Raw genomic sequence first — 19,214 nt, 5'->3', positions numbered from 1 at the left:
CTTGTGGTTCAGATGTGATTCAGATGTGCTTCAGTGCGCCGTTACCGGCTCCAGCCCGGTCGCCTCGATGGCGCCCGCGTTGGCAGGCGCAGCCAGGAAGCGCAGCAGTGCGCGCGCCGCCTCCGGATGCTTCGCGCCGCGCACCACGGCGCCGGAAAATTCGGTCTTCAGCTGCACTTCCTGCGGCAGCAGGCCGACGATGTCGATGCCCTGCACCGGTTTCAGTTCGCTCCTCTGCTGGCAACCGAAATCGGCCTCGCCGTGCGCGACGATCTCGCCCACCGGGGTGGCGGGAATCTGCGCCGCCTTGCCTTCCATCTGCTGGCGGATGCCGAGCTTGTCCAGCAGTTCGCGCTTGATGTATTCGCCGCTCGCGCTGTCGGAATAGGCCACCTTGTGCGCGCCCAGGAAGGCGGCGCGCAGGCCGTCGACGGTGTGGATGTCCGGCTTGGCGGCGCCATGCCGGACCGCGCAGGCGATCGGCGAGTTGGCGAGGACGACCTTGCTGCCCGGTTCCAGGCGGCCCTCTGCCATCAGCTTGTCGAGCGCGTCGCCGACCATGATCACGACGTCGATCGGCTCGCCGCGCGCCAGGCGCGCCGGGATCGCATTCTTCGTCGTGCCCATCGAGGGGCCCCATTCGGACACCAGGTGGTCGCCGCTGGCGCTTTCGTAGCGGCCGGACAGGTCCTTGTAGGCCTGGGCGAAGCCGCCCGAGCTGACGACGTGGAGGTCGGTGGCCTGGGCTGCGGCGCCGGCGCCCAGCGCGAACGCGGCGAGCGCCGCCAGTACCGTGTTTTTCAGGTGATGTGGTCGCATGATGTTCTCCTTGTCTCTCTTAAAATTTCTGCATGAGGCCGAGCGTCATGCCCGTGCCGTGCCGGTCGTTCGAGCGGGATGCGGTCAGCCCGGCGGCGTCGCCGCGCCAGACCGTGTAATCGGCTTCCACGTAGGCGGTGGTGCGCGGCCCCAGCGTCTTTTCGACGAACAGGAAACCGCGGTCGAAACCGTCGTCACGGAAGCCCGTGGCTTCGCGCCGCACGCCGTACCAGGCCGTGGTGACGAGCAGGTCGCGCCCCGCCTGGCGGCTCACGCCTGCCGACAGCACGCGCTGGTGCACGGTCTTGCCCGGCCCTGTGTCGGCCACGTTGCGCGCGGCGTTGGCCTTGAACTGCCAGGCGTCGAGCTTGAGCGCCGCGCCGACGCTCCAGGCGTCGAGCGGCAGGCCTTCACGGCTGCGGAACTGCATCGTGGCGCCGGAGACGACCCAGTCGGGCCGCTGGTAGGCCAGCGCCACCCCGTGGCTCGACGATGCCGCGGCATCGCCCGCCACTTCGCCGAACGAATACGCGGCGCGCGCCTGCCATGGACCGACGGTCCCGGTGTACTTGACCGTGTTGTCGAGGCGGTAGAAATTGTCCGAATAGCCGCTGGGGCCGTACTGGCGCCCGAAGGCGTGCGTGCCGAAAGCGGTGTTGCTCAGGCCCGCCACGTTGATGTTCGGGTTCAGGGACGCGAAGCGCTTGCCGATCGGATCGACGGGGATGAGGGCGTCGGACAGCAGGCTCGCCTGGCGTCCCACGGCAAGCTGGCCGTACGGGGAATCGAGGCCGACCCAGGCCTGGCGGTCGAACAGGCGGTCGCTCTTGGCCTGCGCGCCGGTATCGGCGTTGATGCCGCCTTCGAGCCGGAACAGGGCCTTCAGGCCGCCGCCGAGCGACTCCTGCCCTTTGATGCCCCAGCGGCTGGTCTGGTCGACGCCGCTGCTGACGGCGCTGGTGCGGCCCGGCGGCGTGGGTGCGTTGTTGGCGCCGAGGCCATCGGTGGCGCGCAGGCCGACATCGACGATGCCGTACAGGTCGACACCCGTCTGGGCGAAGCAGGTGGTGCTCGAAACGAGCAATGCGGTAAGGGCGCAGGAATGGCGCACGTTGTCTCCTTTTGTTGTGCCTTCTTGATGAGGCTGATCCTTGGGTGCGCCAATGATCCGTCAAACGGTATAATTTGAAAATTGCAATTTTCCCGCGTATTATTGCGTCATGCGCATCAATTACGACATTCATGACTTGCAGGCATTTGTCGCCGTCGCCGAGCGCGGGAGTTTTCGCCAGGCCGCCACCGATCTGTTCCTGTCCCAATCCGCCCTCAGCCGGCGGATCGAGAAGCTGGAGGAAGGCCTGGGCGTCAAGCTGTTCGAGCGCACCACCCGCCGGGTGCAGCTGACCAACGTGGGCCAGACCTTCCTGGTGAATGTGCGGACCGCGCTCGACAACCTGGAAGACGCGGTGCTGGGTGTCGCCGACCTCGCGGCCCACCGCACCGGGACCATCACGCTGGCCTGCGTGCCGTCCGCCGTCTGGCATTTCCTGCCGCAGGTGCTGACGCGTTTCAGCGCGCGCTTTCCACGCATCCGCGTGCGCATCCATGACGAGAGCGCGCAGGATGTGCTGAACCTGGTGCTGGGCGGCGAGGCGGACTTCGGGATCAACTTCACCGGGGCGGAAAACCCCGAGATCGTGTTCGAACCGATCTACGTCGAGAAGTACGTGCTGGCGATGCGGCGCGATCATCCGCTGGCGAAGCGCCGCTCGCTGAGCTGGAAAGAGACGGTCGACGAGCGCTATATCTCGGTCGCCAAGTCCAGCGGCAACCGCAGCGTCATCGACGCCGCGCTCGCCGGTGTCGAAAAACACCCCCTCATCTCCTGGGAGGTCAACCACGTCTCCGGCGTGCTCGCCCTCGTCGAGGCGGGCATGGGCGTGGCCGCGGTGCCCAATCTCTCGGTGCTGCCCGGGCGCCAGGACATCGTCATCGGCGTGCCGCTGGTGAATCCCGAGATCAAGCGGACGCTGGGACTGATCTGCAAGCGCAAGCACAGCATGGCGCCTGCCGCGCGGACCTTGTTCGAGATGCTTGTGGAGGCGCTGGTGAAGCGCCCGCTGACGACGCTGGACGAAGGCGATCCGGGCTGAATGTTCGCGGTGCGAAGGCTGAGGCGACTTGCCTGTATCATCCGATGATCTCCGCCCTGCCAGAAAGGATTCATCATGGAACGAAGCCCTTTTAGCGCATTTCTTATCGACAAAGCCGGCGACACGGTGCGCGGCCAGCTTGTCCGCATGACGCCAGACCAGCTCGATGAAGGCGAGGTCACGATCCGCGTGCATTACTCGAGTATCAATTACAAGGATGCGCTTGCGGCGACCGGAGCCGGCAAGATCATCCGCCGCTTTCCCTGCGTGGGCGGGATCGACATGTCGGGCGAAGTCGTGGAAAGCAGCGACGACCGGTTCAGTCCAGGGGACCGGGTGATCGCCACCAGTTTCGACATCGGCGTCTCGCACCATGGCGGCTACGCCGAATACGCTCGTGTACCGGCCAGCTGGGTGATCCCCTTGCCCGGCGGATTGACGCTGTTCGAAGCGATGGCCCTCGGCACCGCCGGCTTCACCGCCGGGCTGGCGATCGTCCGGATGGAAGATAACGGCCTGGCTCCCGCCAAAGGCCCGGTCGTGGTCTCCGGCGCGACCGGCGGCGTCGGCGGACTGGCGATCGACATGCTGGCATGCCTGGGGTATGAGGTGCTTGCCCTGACGGGAAAGGCAGCGGAGCAGGACTACCTGCGCGGGCTCGGGGCAAGCGGCGTGAAGCTGACTTCTTCCATCGATCATCAGAAGGTCCGGCCACTCGAGGCGGGACAGTGGGCCGGCGCGGTGGACAATGTGGGCGGACCGATCCTGCACTGGATGCTGGCGACCATGAAGCAGGCGGGTACCGTCGCCAGCATCGGCAATGCGGCGAGCATCAAACTCGACACCACGGTGTTCCCCTTCATCCTGCGCGGTGTGAGCCTGCTCGGCATCGACTCCGGCTACATGGGTTCGCCGACGCGCGAACGTGTCTGGAGCCGCCTGGCTTCCGACCTCAAGCCACGCCATCTGCACGACATTACCCGGACGATCGAGCTCCAGTCCTTGCCGTCCGCTTTCGACGATTTCCTGCAAGGTCGCGTAAAGGGACGCACCGTCGTCAAAATAGCCGCCTGATAAACGGAAGATCCGGCGCCGCGCGCCGGAACCGCTTTCCCATCCGCGCGGCCTGCAAGGGCTGCGCCGGCCTCGCCGCAGCGCGAGCGCGTCCCGCATTCATGTGTTGTTGCGCCCTTTTTTTCATAACGCCGAACATGATTCCGCATTATGAACTCCCTGCTGCCGTGCAGCGCAAGAATATTTCGCACCACAAGAGACCGTTCCACGATACGGAAACAAGATCGCAATCCCTTGTATTTAAATGATTTATTTCTTTTACATATCCTGCGCGCGCATCGTCGCAGTGCAGCAAACCTATTTATTATTGAGACAAGTCAACCGGCTTTTTCATTCAATCCGCAAACCCTGGAGTTATTCATGTCTCAGTATCAAAACGATATTCAAGCCATTGCCAGCCTCAAGACCCTGCACGGCAGCGCGTGGAATGCAATCAATCCGGAATCGGCCGCGCGCATGCGGACGCAAAACCGTTTTAAAACGGGGCTCGACATCGCCCGCCATACCGCGCGGATCATGCGCGCCGATATGGCGGCCTACGATGCCGACCCGTCCAGGTACACCCAGTCGCTTGGATGCTGGCATGGCTTCATCGGCCAGCAAAAAATGATCTCGATTAAAAAGCACTTCAATAACACCGATCGCCGTTACTTATACCTGTCGGGCTGGATGGTGGCGGCCCTGCGTTCGGAATTCGGCCCCCTGCCCGACCAGTCGATGCATGAAAAGACGGCGGTCGCCGGCCTGATCAAGGAGCTGTATACCTTCCTGCGCCAGGCCGACGCCCGCGAGCTTGGCGGCCTGTTTCGCCAGCTCGATGCCGCCTCGGGCGCCGCCAAGGAGGCCATCCAGCGCCAGATCGACGAGCATGTGACCCACGTGGTGCCCATCATCGCGGACATCGACGCCGGATTCGGTAACGCCGAGGCAACCTATCTGATGGCCAAGCAGATGATCGAAGCGGGCGCTTGTTGTATCCAGATCGAAAACCAGGTCTCCGACGAAAAGCAATGCGGTCACCAGGACGGCAAAGTCACCGTTCCGCACGAGGACTTCCTCGCCAAGATCCGCGCGGTACGGTATGCCTTCCTCGAACTGGGCGTCGACGATGGCGTGATTGTGGCGCGTACCGATTCTCTGGGAGCAGGCTTGACGAAACAGATCGCCGTCACGCATGAACCTGGCGACCTTGGCGACCAGTACAACGCATTCCTGGACGTCGAAGAGGTGTCCGCCGACTCGATGAAAAATGGCGACGTGGTCATCAATCGGAATGGAAAGCTCGTGCGTCCGAAGCGGCTTCCGAGCAACCTGTTCCAGTTCCGCGAAGGGACGGGCGAAGCACGCTGCGTGCTGGACTGCATCACCTCGCTGCAGCACGGTGCCGACCTGTTGTGGATCGAAACGGAAAAGCCGCATATCGCGCAGATCGGCGGCATGGTGAAGGAGATTCGCAAGCTCATTCCCAACGCAAAGCTGGTCTATAACAACAGCCCATCCTTCAACTGGACCTTGAATTTCCGCCAGCAGGTATTCGACAGCATGAAAGCCGAAGGCAAGGATGTCAGCGCGTACGAGCGCAACATGCTGATGAGCGTCGAATACGATGATACCGAACTGGCACGTGCGGCCGACGAGAAGATCCGTACCTTCCAGGCCGATTCCGCGCGCGAAGCCGGCATCTTCCATCACCTGATCACACTGCCGACCTACCATACCGCGGCACTGTCCACCGACAATCTGGCGAAGGATTATTTTGGCGACCAGGGCATGCTGGGTTATGTGGCGGGTGTCCAGCGCAAGGAGATCCGTGAGGGAATTGCCTGCGTCAAGCACCAGAACATGTCGGGTTCGGATATCGGCGACGACCACAAGGATTACTTCAGCGGTGCAGCTGCACTGAAAGCCGGCGGCAAGCTCAACACGATGAATCAGTTCTGACGCATTCTCCGGAACGCGGGCGTTCGTCAACGACGGCGCCCTGCTCCGCTATCAAACCGACGCTATCCGGGAGTACGAATGAATAAAGCCAATTATGAGGTCAACAAGGCCCCCGCGCCGGCCTCGCTAATCCATGCGGGCGCGAGCGCCCTTCCCCAGATGGGCCGCCCTGCCGGGCTGCCCGCGAACGACACCTTGCGGCCGATTCGACGGGTCGGGATGATCGGCAGCGACGCCACGGGCGTCGCCATCGCCATGCACCTGCTCGACGCGGACATTCCGGTAACGATGTTCGACAGCCGCCGCGAAGCAACCGTCCAGGCCGTCGCGCTGGCACGGTCCGCTTACGAGAAGCTGGTCGCCGCGGGTCAGCTCGTCCCCGACGAGCGCGACAGGCGCATGGCCTTGCTGACTGGTGCGGCGAACTTTCACCACCTGAAGGACTGCGACCTGATTCTCGCAAGGCTTTCCCCCGAAATGGCTGCGGCGGAAAAGCTGTTCCTCCGGCTGGATGAGCTCGTCAAGCAGAGCGCGATCCTGGTGACCGATCATGCGGCTGCCGGGATCAATCATCTTGCCCGTTTCACGAGGCGCCCGACCGAGGTGCTGGGGATGCGTGTTTCGAACCCTGCAGACCCGCTGGTGTCGTTCGACCTCGTCCGTGGTAAAGAGACTTCGGAGGAAGTCTTCAGCACCGTGCTTGCGCTGCTGAACAGGATTCGCACGCTGAGCCACTAAAGCGAATTCTTTCAAGGTTCCCAGCCGACGCCCTGGAGCGGCGCCGGCCTTCCAGGTCTTGCTTATTTTGGCCACTGCCAGCGCGGGCAGCTTGTTCAGGTCGAGCGGCATGGTGCTCGATTCCTACCCAGGTTTTTTACCTCGCGGTTGACCTGGATCGAGGTGGTTTCAGGCGGGCTCGCCCTATCTACTGGGGGAGTGGCACGTTCACATCGAGGCCCGGGTTGCCGGTGAGGTGGGGCTCTCCGATGCGGTACCCCCGGTACCTGACGGCACAGTTGATGAAGCTGAAATGCGCGATGCCGAGTTGCCCGCGCCATCCGACTGGGCAGTTCCGGTAACGCCGGCTGGCGGGATCGAGCGCGATACACAGCCGCGCCATGCCCTTTCGACAAGCGACTGTTGCAGCATGAACACCATGATCCAGGGGCACGAGGCCAGACAGCTGGCAGAAGTCAGCGGACGAACGCGCCTGGTCGCGCCTGGCCCTTGCGTCAGCAAGCGAGACCTCGGGGAAGACTCCAAAGCTCAGCCTGTTCTCCCTTCGAGCTGGAGCCGGGTCAAGGGTTGTACGGGTTTCGGCATTGTAGGGGCATCCAGACTGACGGGGCCAGACATGTCCCAACGATGCCCGCAAACCTCGCAGCGCCACCAGGACATCGCTGGACAATATAGACAACAAAAAACCCGCTGCCTCTATGAGAACAGCGGGTTCCTTGATTTCCCTGAAAATCCAGGGTGATGTTCTGGCGGAGGCGGTGGGATTCGTATTGACCTTCGCAAACCCGCATGGCGCCTGGCTTTCCCGCTTCGCTCGCTTAGCCCTACCCTATCTCATACCCTTAAAATTTTCGCTACCTCTGCAGCGCGTGACGTCCTCTCATCCTACCATTCCGGCCGGCCCGCTGACACGGCTATTCAATATGGGTCAACATCGGCTGAGCTCACCCGGGACCTTTATCAATATTGCATGCCTCGGTCCTTCCTACCATCCGGTTGGCCGATGGTTTCGGAATTTACACCAAGCTCGCAGTCAGGAAATCTTCGAGCAGCTGCTTGCAAAGAACAAGATGGAGCGGCGCACCGTATTATCGACACCTCACTCCCCTTGACGCTCAGCTACGCGCCATCCCCCTTGTGGCCTGAGCAGTCAGGAGGCACCAATCGCGATGATGTCGGTGATGACGACACTCGCAGGCCTTGCAGGTATTTTGTAATCGGTAGCTCTGCGAACTGTATGGACGGGATGACTCTCGAATAACTCTGCGCCAACTCAAAGCCTTGAGGCTCGAGGCCACGATTCTCCAGAGGCGTTTTACAGTGACGGTTACCTGTTGCCCCAGAAATATCGATCCCATGCACCAAACGATTTTCATTCGGTGTGCCAACCAAAAAGCTCAACAACGCGCACGCTGAATCTCTAGCGATCGATCTGGCCAAGCCCAAACCACGCATCAAGCCACGGTGTCGGTCCAAGGCTGCCGGCTGGGAGAACGAGTTGCCGGACGGTTGACACCACGGATTATGTGAATTGGATGCCAAAGCGTTTCACCGCCGCCTTGAACCCGACTGCATTTGCCAGCGGAGAGTAGGACGCCAGCTGGATTTTGCTCTTTGCGCGATCGAACAGGGCAACGGCACGCTTGGTATTGAGGTGGCGCGACATGTAGAGAAAACCGTCGTAGCCCGCTGGGTTGTCGTACACCGCGCGTGCCCATTGCTGGGTAAGACGGTAATCGGTTGTTCCCGCGAGGCCGGCGTTTCCGCCCAACCGCTTCAGCAATGGTCCGGTGAGATCGAGCAAGTGAAGCGGCAGACCGCCAAAGTACAAAGCGAAACGGCCCTCGATCTGCGTTCGGGTGATGGTGAACGCACCGTTGACGGGTATCTCATCATGCAGGATCGATTCAGCCATCGCGAGCTCAAGGCTGGTGCCCAAATAGCATACGCCAAACTCGGGCGTCCCGGTGGCAGCACCGGGCGCATCGAAGCGGTTGTTGCCCGACTTGCCGAAATAAGGTTCGCCGGTGTGGTAAGCGGAGATGCGGGCCAGACGCGTCGGTGACACGTATTTTTTCGGAAATCTATCAGTCGCCAAGGCCTCGGACGGCGGCTTCAGCGACTCAGCGGCCAAGATTGCGCTCCTTGAACTCAGCCGCACTGCGCACCACCTGTTCAACGTCGCCTGCCTCCAGCGCGGCAACTGGCGTTCGGCCGTCGAGCGAGTGCTTGGGTGTGGTGAAGAACTGCCACTTCGCTGCGCCAGGCAGATCTGCGAGTACGACGGAGACACGCTCAATGTCCCGGCGGTGAGCCTGGCCTGTCGCGAAGAAGTCCGGATACCATTGTGCACCAGATGGGCCGTCGACCCAGAACATCCGGTAATCCTTGACTGCCTTACTCACGGCCTGCCGGCTGATACCGAGGCGCTCGCATAGCTGCGCCGATGTCATCAACAGACCCTTTTCGTGCAGTTCCTGGCGCCGCGCCATCGCACCGGCATCCATCTTTGCCAGCAGTGCCGCGTTGTCTTCGTCGATGCGCTTAGTCACCCGCGACTTGCCCTCCTTCGTCGTGCCGACCTGCGCAGGCCGCTTGATCAGGCGCTGCAACAGGCGTCGCAACTGGTCGTCAGGAACGGCCGAGATTTGGTCAGCGCCACCTTTCCGGCGCTGTTGTGGCGGTACGACTTTGACGATCAGGTAGCCGTCCCCGAGATCGCTAGCCTGCTCTACCGACCCGGGCATGAACGCGGATGGCACTCTACCACTGGCAAGGCCGGTCGCACTGCGAGATTTGGCTGGCGCAGCGGGCGCGCGCTTATCAGTACTGGTTGACATGGTTGACACTCCTTTCGAGCTGAGTTTACCGGATTACGGCCTGATGTCAACCGCGTCAACCACCTGCCTGTAGTGCCAGTGGCCCGACAAGGCGCGATGAGCTACGGATCCTGTCCAGCTAACATATCGCCAACGACACCGAGCAGCCAGTTCGACCGGTCATCGGTGACTGTACGTGCCCACGTACGAGGCTACTCCGCAATAGAGCGAGTAATTATGAGAGCTTCCCAAGGGGATTCATCATTTGGAAGCCGTTACGCACTGGAACCGGCAACAGGCCACTTTTGCTAAGTGTATTAGGGATCACATCTCGCTCTGTTTTGCGGCTGTCAAGCCCGAAGCCAGCCGCTCCTGAAGTTCGGCACCAACGCGCTTGAATCCAAGTAAGCGTGCCGCGGAACGTATCAGTTCTGAATCTTCCCCGCCGGCGTTGTCCGCTCGAGCGATCCTTAACGCGGCCATAACCTCCAACATGGAAAGGCTTGCAGCTTTCAAGGTAGCTCCAGACTCGTTCGAGCGATCGCGGACTGGCGTGTCATCAACGTGAGCACTCGTATACCAGAACGTGCCGTCGGTGAGCAGGTCAGCGCCCTGTGTCTGGGCCTTCTCGAGTGCACTTTTCGTCGTACCGACGATCCTGCTTCCCGCTTTCTCCTTGTCGAAGCAGAACGCAAGCCGCCGGGCGGCCTCCTCCACGTGGATCGGTCCTTCTTCCTGAACGATGCGCGTTACCAGATCGACCACGACCTGAAGTGGCACTTCGTGCGGTTCTTGTGCCCCCATCGCAATGACATACCGCTTGTAAGCCGGCATCTGCCTTAGGGCGGCCTCTGGCATATCCAGCATCGGCGGGATTTGGTCAGCCAAGGGTGCCACTGGCCGCGTCTTGTTTGCGCCTTCGAGTCGAATGGCCTGTTCCGCCGCCTGATGCGCATTGGCGAGGGCGGTCCGCAGACGCTCGATCTCGTTCTTGCGGTTGTAGAACCAGTCGGTGCTCCAGATACGATAGAAGCGCCACCCGAGGTGCTCGAGGACATCTTGCCGAAGCCGGTCCCGCTCGCGCGCCCACAAAGCGCTGTGATAGGTTGCTCCGTCACACTCGACGGCCAACAGGTAGGCGCCGGGGCGGTCAGGGTGTCGAACGCCCAGGTCGATGCGGAAACCCGCCGTGCCGACTTGGTGATCGGCCAGGTAGCCCAGGCTACGGATCACGTTCGCGACATCCTCCTCGAAAGGCGAATCGGCAGTCCCTCCGAAGGAGGCGACACCGCTCAGTGGTGCTCCATCCGCAAACTCCAGATAGTGCTTGAGGATGCGAACGCCATCCCGCGCGCTGCGGCCCGGATCGATATCGCTCGGATGGAAAGACGCAAAGACTTCGCACTTCAGCCTGGCCCTCGTGAATAGCACGTTCAACCGGCGTTCGCCGCCTTCGCTGTTCACTGGACCGAATGACATGCTTGCGAGCCTGCCACCTGCTAGGGTCGGGCCATAACAAACGCTCACGAAGATGACGTCGCGCTCATCGCCCTGTACGTTCTCGATATTCTTGACGAAGACGCTCTCCGCATTACCTTCGCGCAGAAAATCGTTCAGGACTGTATCAGTACGACGCCGCAGTTCCAGCAGCTCGGTAATCAGGTTCTTTTGCGCGGACGAGAACGTTACGATGCCGACCGAAACATCCGGATGTGAACGTGCATGTTCGGCCAGGCGGGTGACGATGACCTCGCCTTCAATCCGGTTGTCACGTTTTCCGCCCTTGTCGTAGACACCTGGCACTCGTGTGAATGTCAGGCCAAAATTGGGATTCTTCTGCAAGGGCGATGGCGGCAGGATCAGCTGGTCGTCATAGAATTCACGGTTCGATACCTGAATCAGAGAGGGATCACGAGAACGGTAGTGCCATCGCAGCATTCGAGAGTTCAATCCACGCGCCTCGCAAAGGCTGAGGATGCTCTCCATGGCAACGACCTTGGCGGCGTCACCCAACAGGTTTTCCTCGCCGTCCTCGTCGGTCTCGTCCTCCGCCTCGTCGCTCAGCAGACGAGCGAAGAAAGAAGATGGAGGCAGCTGCTTCTGGTCTCCAACCACCACGATCTGCTTTGCCCGCGCGATCGCACCAAGGGCATCTTCGGGCCTCACTTGCGACGCTTCGTCGATGATGAGCAAATCGAACGAAAGCGCTCCCGGCGGAATATATTGGGCAACAGAGATAGGGCTCATCAACATCACGGGCTTAATCCGCTGCAGCGCATTACCGGCGCTGGAGAACAACTTTCGCAAAGCGATGTGGCCGCGCTTTTTTCCGATCTCACCGCGGATGATCTTCATCTCACCCATCGCGCCTTGCGGAACCTGTGCAAGATGGCCGGCCACGATACTCGTGACGTTGTCTTTCAAGCGCTCGCGCTCAAGTGCCGTGAACTCCTCTACTAGCTGATGGCGGTCCAGCTCACTGATGTCGCGGAGCTGAGGCGAAGTTTCGCGTGCCGCACTCCAGAGGTGTTCGGCACGCGCGAAGCGTAGCTCCGTGACTGCCTGCTCCGCAGGGAGCGTACCCGCCCGCATTCTTGCCGCAACGTCCGGCAGCCCTGCTCTTACCATGGCAGCATGGGCTTTCTGCAGAGCCGACCATCCCGGGTACTTGTCCGTGGAAGAAGAGACGAGCTTGAGCCAGTCGCGCACTCTCGGCAACTCGTGATGGGCTGGCTCTTCATCCCCGAGTACCGATGGCGTGAACTGCAACACGTTCATGGCTTCGCGCACTGCCGTCTCCGCCGCCGGCTCGAGTTGGGCCAGCTGTTGTTTCATGCACTTGACGACCTCAGGCTTGGCGCCGAGCGCAACCAGAACCTCCGACGGGCACCCCAGCGGGGCCTGACGCGCTTTCTCGCACCAGGCCGATATGGAGAGTAATCGATTGAAATCGGTCAGCTCGCCGCGCCACGCCTCACCCAGGCACTTCGCGCAATATGATTCGTCGGCTTTCCAGCGCTTTTTCTGATCATCGATGTCGATGAGCTTATCCAAGAGGGCGAGCCTGTCCTTGGGACTCTTGGGCAGAGACCCGCGCAGCATACCGGCAAGCTCACGCGACGCGCTGCGATACGCCCCTCCCCAACGCGCGAAAAAGGACTGTGCACCCGCCGACAACGCGCCGCGCAAGGGCACAGGCGAGGCATCGAATGCCGCATCCACGAACTGGGCTTTGGCCTCGCCCTTGGCCACGCGCCACACCGCACCTGCCTGCAGGGCCTGCGTCAGTCGGTCCAGGCTGGCCTCGGCAAGAAGCCTGGACGCGATATCTTCGGCATCGACCGGCAAGGCATCGATATATCCGAGCGTCTGCAAAAGTTGACGCGAACTGGCGCGTGTCGGCGGCAATTCGACACCGAGCACGGTCGTGGCGTTCATCAGTGCCTCGTTCAGTGCCGCGACGGCGTCGCCCGCGTTGGACAGCTGAGTTGCCAGTCGAGACAGTGCCACTGGTTGCAGAGCCAGGTTCTGCACCCCAGCAAGTGGATGGGGCTCCGGCTGTCCTTCGCTGACGAGAAGTTCGCCATATTTATCGACAGCGTGCAGCAATTCGTCCATCTGTTCGCGCGACATCGCTGCCAGCAATCTACTGTCGATGGCTGGGGCCGGGACGTTCATGCCAATGAAACGCGACTGGATTCCCAACACCGAATATGGCGTCTCGCCTGAGCTCCCAATCGGCTGGTGAAGCACAGCAGCGAGCGCGTTCAGCTTGTCGCGTACTTTCGTGAGCGAGGCCGGTGGCCCGGGCATAGAAGGCACGGCTGAGGCCTTCATCATCGTCCTGGCCAGTTCGGCGAGCACGTCCTTCTTGTTCGCGGTGCGGGAATGGAGCTCGATGCACATATCCTGCAAACCAACCTTCACCAGACGGTCATGCACGACCGAGAGCGCTGCCATCTTTTCTGCGACGAAAAGGACGCGTTTGCCCTCCTTGACCGCAGCCGCGATGATGTTAGTAATCGTCTGCGACTTGCCTGTGCCCGGCGGCCCTTGGACGACCAGATTCCGCCCCTGACGCACCTCTTCGATGACGATTGCCTGCGAGGCATCCGCATCGACGACATGGAAAATGTTCTCGGGCGGCAGAACAGTATCTAGCCGATCACCGCGGCCGATTAGGGGTGGCTCGGGTTCAAACCCTTCATAAAGCAAGCCTCGGGTCAGATTATGTTCGGAAATGGCGCCGTCCGGCCACGCATCCGGGGCCAGGTCACGGTACATCAACAGCTTGGAGAAGGAGAAAAACCCGAGTTGCATCCCATCGCGATCTACACGCCAGCTGTCCTGTGAAGCGACCGCAGACTCGACCTGTTCGAGATAACTGGAGGGGCTCCACGCTTCGTCAATCTCTAGCTCGGGCAGCACGAGTCCGAAATCTTCCTTCAACCTCTGTTGGAGCGGGAGATTCGTGACGATGTCATCGTCTCTAAGCCGAATATCGTATGTATTCGTTCTTTGGTTGCGGGTGAGCTGGACGGGCAGCAGAATGAGCGGCGCTTCCCGCTGTACCGCAGAGATTTTATCCTCGAACCAAGTCAAGAATCCCAGGGCCAGATACAGGATATTGATACCGGACTCTTCTTCTGCCGTCTGGGCTTCCCTGGCAATCTTGAGAAGACGCTTTTGCAGAGCGTCAGGACCCATTCGCGTTTCAAGCTGGGCGTCCGTGTAGCGTTCGGCGTCAAACCCCGGCTCACCGGCGTCAGCTAGATTGAGACCATTATCCTCGGCATCCTTGTCCCGGCCAATGGCCAGGAAGCGCATCACTTTGCCGCTGCCGAGGATCCGGTACACGTCTTCTGACCGTTCATTTACGACGTTGACAACGGTTGCACGAGTATTCTTTCGGTTCACGTGCACCAGGCGATTGCGTGTTCCGGTTTCGATCAACCGCTTACGGGTGTCGTCAAAAAGCCGCTTCACGGCCGATTTATCCGGACGCCCAGCTTTACTAATATCATCAACCACGCTTGCCATGGTCACAGGCCTCTCAAAAAGGCGCGTACGACCAACCTGCCATAGCGCCCTCTACATTATAAAGTAACAACTTGCGATTAAGTAATCGATACATCGACAGTGCACCTTGCATCTATACGAGCAAAAAGCCAAGCGGTAATTCCGATGCCACTGGTCACACGATAAGCCTACGGTAGGCTAAACGTCTGGCCCGGCGCTATGACTACGAAGTGCATCTGAAGCCGCGGCTGTTTTGGGAAGTGATACCTCAGCCCTTGGTGGCAAGGCTGGCCTCCGATGCTCAGAACCTTATGCGGCAGTGTGCCGACGTGTGTTTCGCGATGGGGCGCGGGCCACGAGCGCGCCGCCGAGATCATGAATTACTGCCTACACTGCAGGCGATCTGAGCGGCGACTTGAGACAGCGCGATCGACGGCATTCACGTGCTTGGATTTGTGGCTTGGTTGACAGCTGGCTGGTTCTGCATCTGTGCAATGCACATCGCTTCGCGTGCAACCGAGCGTTTCCCCATGCTCTATTGACCTCCTGCAATTTAACCGTTGCACGTCGGACCACCGCAGAGCTCACTCCCTACCCTACCCTTAAAATCTTCGCTCAACTGGGCCTTTGCCCCCTATCGGCAATGGTCCGCCGTAGGGAGCGTGGTCCAATACAAATCCCGCAGCGGGATTCGTATCAATTGTTAAATCCAACCCCAAAAAGACAAAAGACCCGCTAGCCTTAATAGCTAGCGGGTCTCATGAATGTTAAAGATTTCTCTAAAACAATTGTTCCTGGCGGAGGCGGTGGGATTCGTATTGATGTCGCAAACCCGCATGGCGCCTGACTTTCCCGCTTCGCTCGCTTCCCCCTACCCTGTCTCATACCCTTAAAATTTTCGCTGACTCATCAACCCCTTACGAACCCCTACCTTACGATTCCTACCGATCCGAACCGCCCCGGGTTTGAACTGACCCCCGAGAGTTGGACACAACCTTGGGGGTTTTATGAGGGTGTTCGACATCAAGTTCAAACGGAAGGTGGTCCGTGACTACCTATCTGGAAAGGGAGGATACAAAATCCTCGCCGCCAAGTACGACATCGCTGACAGTCTTGTCAGGACTTGGGTAGGGGCATATCAGCATCATGGCAATGCTGGTCTTGATCGGCAGCGTGGCCGATACACAAATGAGTTCAAGTTGGGACGAGATCGCGTATAAGCTGAACAGCCGCCCTCGCAAAACACTTGCCTACGCGACACCAATTGATAGACTGGCTGAAGCGTTGCACTGATCGGTTGAATCCATCGCGGCCTTTTTCAAGATCTCGCGCTCCTCTGCGACGCGCTTCAACTCGGCCTTCAAGCGCCGCACTTCATCGGCCTGGGAATCCACAGTCTTGCGCTCATCTTCAGGCACGCCATAGCGCTTTATCCAGATGTACAGGCTGTGGATGCTCACCCCCAAGCGCTCCGCTACTTCGCTTACCGGGTGACCCCGCTTGGCCACCTGTTTGACCGCTGCAATCTTGAATTCCTCTGTGTGTATCGACTCCCACTCATATCTTCTCCTTGTGCCCAGAATTATGGCTCAGGAGTGTCTACAATTGTCGTGGCGATTCACAACGATGGACGATTTTAAAGTCGAGGCGCGGACACGTTCGGAACTTTTTGGAACTATTTTAGGACGGCTCTCTCTGCATGCTGGACCATACCTTTCAGCATACTTATATGCCGGATCACCAGCCAGCAGATCGTTGCGGAGAACCGCCGACGACATCGTACCTTTCGTGGAGGGCCATGTCGGCTGTACTTGCCCAATTCTTGAACCTTCCGAACTCGTGCTATCGGAGGCGACAAGGGAACTAACGAACATTAAGGTGTCTTGCTGGGCAATTAGCTACTACAACTAAGGACCATTAATGAAACAATTTTCGCGAGCAGCCGCCGGTATTGACTTGTTGCGACGAGGATTCGGCCTGTCCCTGGCCGCATGTCTCGCTGTACACGGAAGCGTGAACGCCAGTCCCTCAATTCCCACCGCAGCCGTCACGCGAGTTGCAAGCGCCGGCCTACCGCTAAACTCCGATGCGCAGCAGCTCGCCACGAAGAACTACGTCGAGGAAGAGTTTTACGTTGCGGGCAAAGCGAATCGCTATCGCATCCCGGATGTCATGGCGAATGCCCAACTGATCGATAAAGCCCACCCCTATGTGTCGCGCGTGCTTGTAAGGCGACCGGCAGATCCGGCACGCTTCAATGGCACGGTCGTGGTCGAATGGCTTAACGTGTCTCTCGGTCATGACGCCGATTTCGTTTACGCGTCCGTGCGCGAGCTCTTGGTGCGCGAGGGATATGCTTGGGTCGGCGTGAGTGCGCAGCACGTCGGCGTCGAAGGCCTGATCGCGTCCAACCCTTCGCGTTACGGCAAACTGACACTCGCTGCATCCAATTCGGATCCGGTCGGGGGAAAAGAGATCGATCCCCCGGGTCGCGGTGCGGGCGGCGATGTGCTCGGCTGGGACGTGTTCTCGCAAGTTGGTGCGACTGTCGCCGGCGGTGCTTCCCCAATCATGGGCGGATTCAAGGTCGAGCGGCTCATCGCGGCCGGCGAGTCGCAGTCGTCGTTCCGACTCGGCATGTATTACAACAGTATTCAACCGCTTTACGGTATTTACGATGGTTTCCTGTTGTATGACCGCGGCCCGGAGTTCGCACTGCGCACCGATCTTGGGACGAAACTGGTCAGCTTCGGCTCGGAGTTCATGAACTTCTTTCTGAAGGGCTCACCACAACCCGATTCGACGAACCAGCGCTGGTGGGAAGTCGCCGGGGCCTCGCACGAATCCGTCGACGAAATCGCCAACTACATGGACCCTCAAATCCTGCGCGACCATGCACTGAAAGGGCCGGATGGCGCGAGCATCAGCCTGACGGATTTCGAAGCCGCCGACTGCGCAATCACGCCGGTTTGGAGCCGGGTACCGAACGGCGACGTCATGAAAGCTGCCCTGAAAGGCTTGAACACCTGGCTGGTTTCTGGCGTTGCGCCGCCGACGGTTCCCCGCCTTGTCAGCGACGATCAGAAACAACTGGTTCGCGATACCCAAGGCCGCGTATCAGGGGGCATCCACACAGCGGCATACGATGCCCCTCGCGCAAAGAACGGCGCCTATGGCTCAGGCAAATGTACATTGGCGGGCTATCACATCGACTTCACGCCACAGCAAATGTGCCAGCGCTACGGTAGTCATGCCGAATACGTCAACCAAGTGCAGCGCATCGTGAACGTCAACCTACGTGACCGCGTGTTGCTTCCGGAAGAAGCCGAGCGAACCGTCAACGAGGCGCGGCAGCTGACTTTCGATTGCGGCGCGCTTGAGGCAAGATAATCTGAGTGACGTAGCGAACACAGGGCAACCGTGAGGAGACCACGTGACAGACGACAGCGCAGCCTGCTTGAGCCTGGCCGATCGATATACCAAGGTGACTACATGCGATCTTGGCGAAGCCAGTTCAGTCATCGAGAAAATGCAGGGGCCTTTCATCGCGCTCCAGCAAGGGACGTCGGTTCAACCCGACGGTCAGGTGCGCGTCAGGGCTGCCTCTTGCGGCACGATCGGTCTTTCCACCTTCAGATTCGGTCGGACGGTCGAGATCTTTCCCCAAGGTCTGGTGGGCTCGATCCTGGTGACCACTGCAATTTCGGGGAAGGCAGGACTAGGGGTAAAGGGTAAGACATCCTACATTCCAAATGGCGCGACTTTCATTTCCCAGGAAGAGGATAGCCCTACCTTCCTGTATGACGCCGACACCGAAGTATTGAAGCTGCGTTTCGATCGTCGCCGCTTCGAAGAATTCTGCTTCAAAATGGTTGACCAGGCACCGAATGGGCGACTCCGGTTCGACTCCTTGATCAAAAGGCCGGATGCTGGCACTCGCTGGACTTCCTTGTTGCGTTTCGTGGTCGCCACATTGAATTCAGCAGAAAAGAACGGTCCCTCGCATCTGGAGCTGGCGAGCATGGAGGAGATGCTGATGCTGACCTTGCTCAGTATTCAGCCGAGCAATTACCATATGGAGTCTGGCCGGGCCGCAAAGGTCTCGCCGCGCCAATTCAAGCACGCAGTCGACTACATCAGACAGCATCTAGGAACAGATATCAGGCTGAGCGATATGGCCGATGCGGCATCGTGCAGCATTCGTTCGCTGACGCGGGCGTTTCACCTCGCTTGCGACACCACACCCATGCAGTATGTTCATGGCTTGCGTCTGCAACGTGTACGGGCCGGATTATCGAACGCGAAATTCGATGACCAGACCATCGCCGACATCGCCTACCACTGGGGTTTCCGCCACCTTGGCGAATTCAACAGGAAGTACCGCGAAGCATTTGGCGAGACGCCATCGGAGACCCGCGCAGGCCGATGCTGCATTTCGAAAGCAAGCAAATACTCCTCCTCTCCGCACGAGATACCCGCGTGATTCAAACCCCTATTTACCGATACCTCTGTTGTCACTCCCAGGGAAAAATCCGGCAATAAACCGTCACCCTTGGCTAGTTCCCGTAAGACGCGAAAAGTCGCTTTCCGTATTCTCTAATTGGTTTTAACGCGACATCCAAAATCGAGAATAGATTATTTAATTAGGGGA

12 protein-coding genes and 1 pseudogene are annotated in these 19,214 nt (G+C 59.9%); 7 read left to right on the top strand and 6 right to left on the bottom strand.

Translation table 11 applies throughout. From position 1 onward, the window contains the following. Nucleotides 1-30: 30 nt before the first annotated feature. Nucleotides 31-819 carry a substrate-binding domain-containing protein gene (locus tag ACI48D_RS12080; protein ID WP_435571462.1) on the bottom strand — a complete coding sequence of 263 codons (789 nt, stop codon included), beginning with the start codon at nucleotides 817-819 and terminating at the stop codon, nucleotides 31-33. Between the two features lie 19 nt (nucleotides 820-838). Then, nucleotides 839-1,930: a porin gene (locus ACI48D_RS12075; protein ID WP_435571461.1), complete on the bottom strand. Its 1,092-nt coding sequence runs from the start codon at nucleotides 1,928-1,930 to the stop codon at nucleotides 839-841. A gap of 109 nt (nucleotides 1,931-2,039) precedes the next feature. Between ACI48D_RS12075 and ACI48D_RS12070 the strand changes: the two genes are divergently transcribed. The 4 genes from ACI48D_RS12070 (at nucleotide 2,040) to ACI48D_RS12055 (ending at nucleotide 6,725) form a co-directional block, all read left to right on the top strand. Beyond that, nucleotides 2,040-2,972 carry a LysR family transcriptional regulator gene (locus ACI48D_RS12070; protein ID WP_435571460.1) on the top strand — a complete coding sequence of 311 codons (933 nt, stop codon included), beginning with the start codon at nucleotides 2,040-2,042 and terminating at the stop codon, nucleotides 2,970-2,972. Nucleotides 2,973-3,047: 75 nt separating this feature from the next. Beyond that, on the top strand, nucleotides 3,048-4,046 hold the full coding sequence (locus ACI48D_RS12065; protein ID WP_435571459.1) for an oxidoreductase: 999 nt from the start codon (nucleotides 3,048-3,050) through the stop codon (nucleotides 4,044-4,046). 360 nt (nucleotides 4,047-4,406) lie between these two features. After that, nucleotides 4,407-5,987, top strand: a complete 1,581-nt coding sequence (locus tag ACI48D_RS12060; protein WP_435571595.1) for an isocitrate lyase — start codon at nucleotides 4,407-4,409, stop codon at nucleotides 5,985-5,987. Nucleotides 5,988-6,065: 78 nt separating this feature from the next. Next, nucleotides 6,066-6,725 (top strand): 3-hydroxyacyl-CoA dehydrogenase NAD-binding domain-containing protein, encoded by a 660-nt coding sequence (locus tag ACI48D_RS12055; protein WP_435571458.1) that lies wholly within the window; start codon nucleotides 6,066-6,068, stop codon nucleotides 6,723-6,725. Nucleotides 6,726-8,247: 1,522 nt separating this feature from the next. Here the strand turns inward: ACI48D_RS12055 and ACI48D_RS12050 are convergent. From ACI48D_RS12050 to ACI48D_RS12040, 3 genes are all read right to left on the bottom strand, one after another. Continuing rightward, entirely contained in the window at nucleotides 8,248-8,859 is a 612-nt protein-coding gene (locus ACI48D_RS12050; protein WP_435571457.1) for an RES family NAD+ phosphorylase, read from the bottom strand. Beyond that, nucleotides 8,849-9,565 (bottom strand): MarR family transcriptional regulator, encoded by a 717-nt coding sequence (locus ACI48D_RS12045; protein ID WP_435571456.1) that lies wholly within the window; start codon nucleotides 9,563-9,565, stop codon nucleotides 8,849-8,851. The genes ACI48D_RS12050 and ACI48D_RS12045 overlap by 11 nt, the downstream gene beginning before the upstream one ends. Before the next feature lie 303 nt (nucleotides 9,566-9,868). Then, nucleotides 9,869-14,584: a DUF3320 domain-containing protein gene (locus ACI48D_RS12040; protein WP_435571594.1), complete on the bottom strand. Its 4,716-nt coding sequence runs from the start codon at nucleotides 14,582-14,584 to the stop codon at nucleotides 9,869-9,871. A gap of 986 nt (nucleotides 14,585-15,570) precedes the next feature. Here ACI48D_RS12040 and ACI48D_RS12035 point away from each other — a divergent pair. Continuing rightward, complete coding sequence (locus ACI48D_RS12035) at nucleotides 15,571-15,783, top strand: transposase (RefSeq protein ID WP_435571455.1); 213 nt, start codon at nucleotides 15,571-15,573, stop codon at nucleotides 15,781-15,783. 93 nt (nucleotides 15,784-15,876) lie between these two features. On the opposite strand, the pseudogene ACI48D_RS12030 reads toward ACI48D_RS12035, so the two are convergent. Further along, nucleotides 15,877-16,110: pseudogene (locus ACI48D_RS12030) on the bottom strand (transposase); the annotation flags it as partial. A gap of 373 nt (nucleotides 16,111-16,483) precedes the next feature. On the opposite strand from ACI48D_RS12030, the gene ACI48D_RS12025 reads away from it, so the two are divergent. Continuing rightward, entirely contained in the window at nucleotides 16,484-17,953 is a 1,470-nt protein-coding gene (locus tag ACI48D_RS12025; protein ID WP_435571454.1) for an alpha/beta hydrolase domain-containing protein, read from the top strand. A gap of 43 nt (nucleotides 17,954-17,996) precedes the next feature. Next, nucleotides 17,997-19,046: an AraC family transcriptional regulator gene (locus ACI48D_RS12020; protein ID WP_435571453.1), complete on the top strand. Its 1,050-nt coding sequence runs from the start codon at nucleotides 17,997-17,999 to the stop codon at nucleotides 19,044-19,046. Nucleotides 19,047-19,214 lie beyond the last annotated feature (168 nt).

This window comes from Massilia sp. LXY-6, from assembly GCF_051233485.1.
GTDB lineage: Bacteria > Pseudomonadota > Gammaproteobacteria > Burkholderiales > Burkholderiaceae_D > Telluria.
The sequence above is the reverse complement of the archived record's forward strand: the minus strand, read 5'-3'. Positions and strand labels throughout refer to the sequence as shown.

What these genes read in the sequence shown, in the direction of transcription:
- ACI48D_RS12035 (WP_435571455.1), top strand. Translation starts at nt 15,571, where the DNA reads ATGAGGGTGTTCGACATCAAGTTCAAACGGAAGGTGGTCCGTGACTAC.
- ACI48D_RS12040 (WP_435571594.1), bottom strand. Translation starts at nt 14,584, where the DNA reads ATGGCAAGCGTGGTTGATGATATTAGTAAAGCTGGGCGTCCGGATAAA.
- ACI48D_RS12055 (WP_435571458.1), top strand. Translation starts at nt 6,066, where the DNA reads ATGAATAAAGCCAATTATGAGGTCAACAAGGCCCCCGCGCCGGCCTCG.
- ACI48D_RS12045 (WP_435571456.1), bottom strand. Translation starts at nt 9,565, where the DNA reads ATGTCAACCAGTACTGATAAGCGCGCGCCCGCTGCGCCAGCCAAATCT.
- ACI48D_RS12065 (WP_435571459.1), top strand. Translation starts at nt 3,048, where the DNA reads ATGGAACGAAGCCCTTTTAGCGCATTTCTTATCGACAAAGCCGGCGAC.
- ACI48D_RS12070 (WP_435571460.1), top strand. Translation starts at nt 2,040, where the DNA reads ATGCGCATCAATTACGACATTCATGACTTGCAGGCATTTGTCGCCGTC.
- ACI48D_RS12025 (WP_435571454.1), top strand. Translation starts at nt 16,484, where the DNA reads ATGAAACAATTTTCGCGAGCAGCCGCCGGTATTGACTTGTTGCGACGA.
- ACI48D_RS12060 (WP_435571595.1), top strand. Translation starts at nt 4,407, where the DNA reads ATGTCTCAGTATCAAAACGATATTCAAGCCATTGCCAGCCTCAAGACC.
- ACI48D_RS12080 (WP_435571462.1), bottom strand. Translation starts at nt 819, where the DNA reads ATGCGACCACATCACCTGAAAAACACGGTACTGGCGGCGCTCGCCGCG.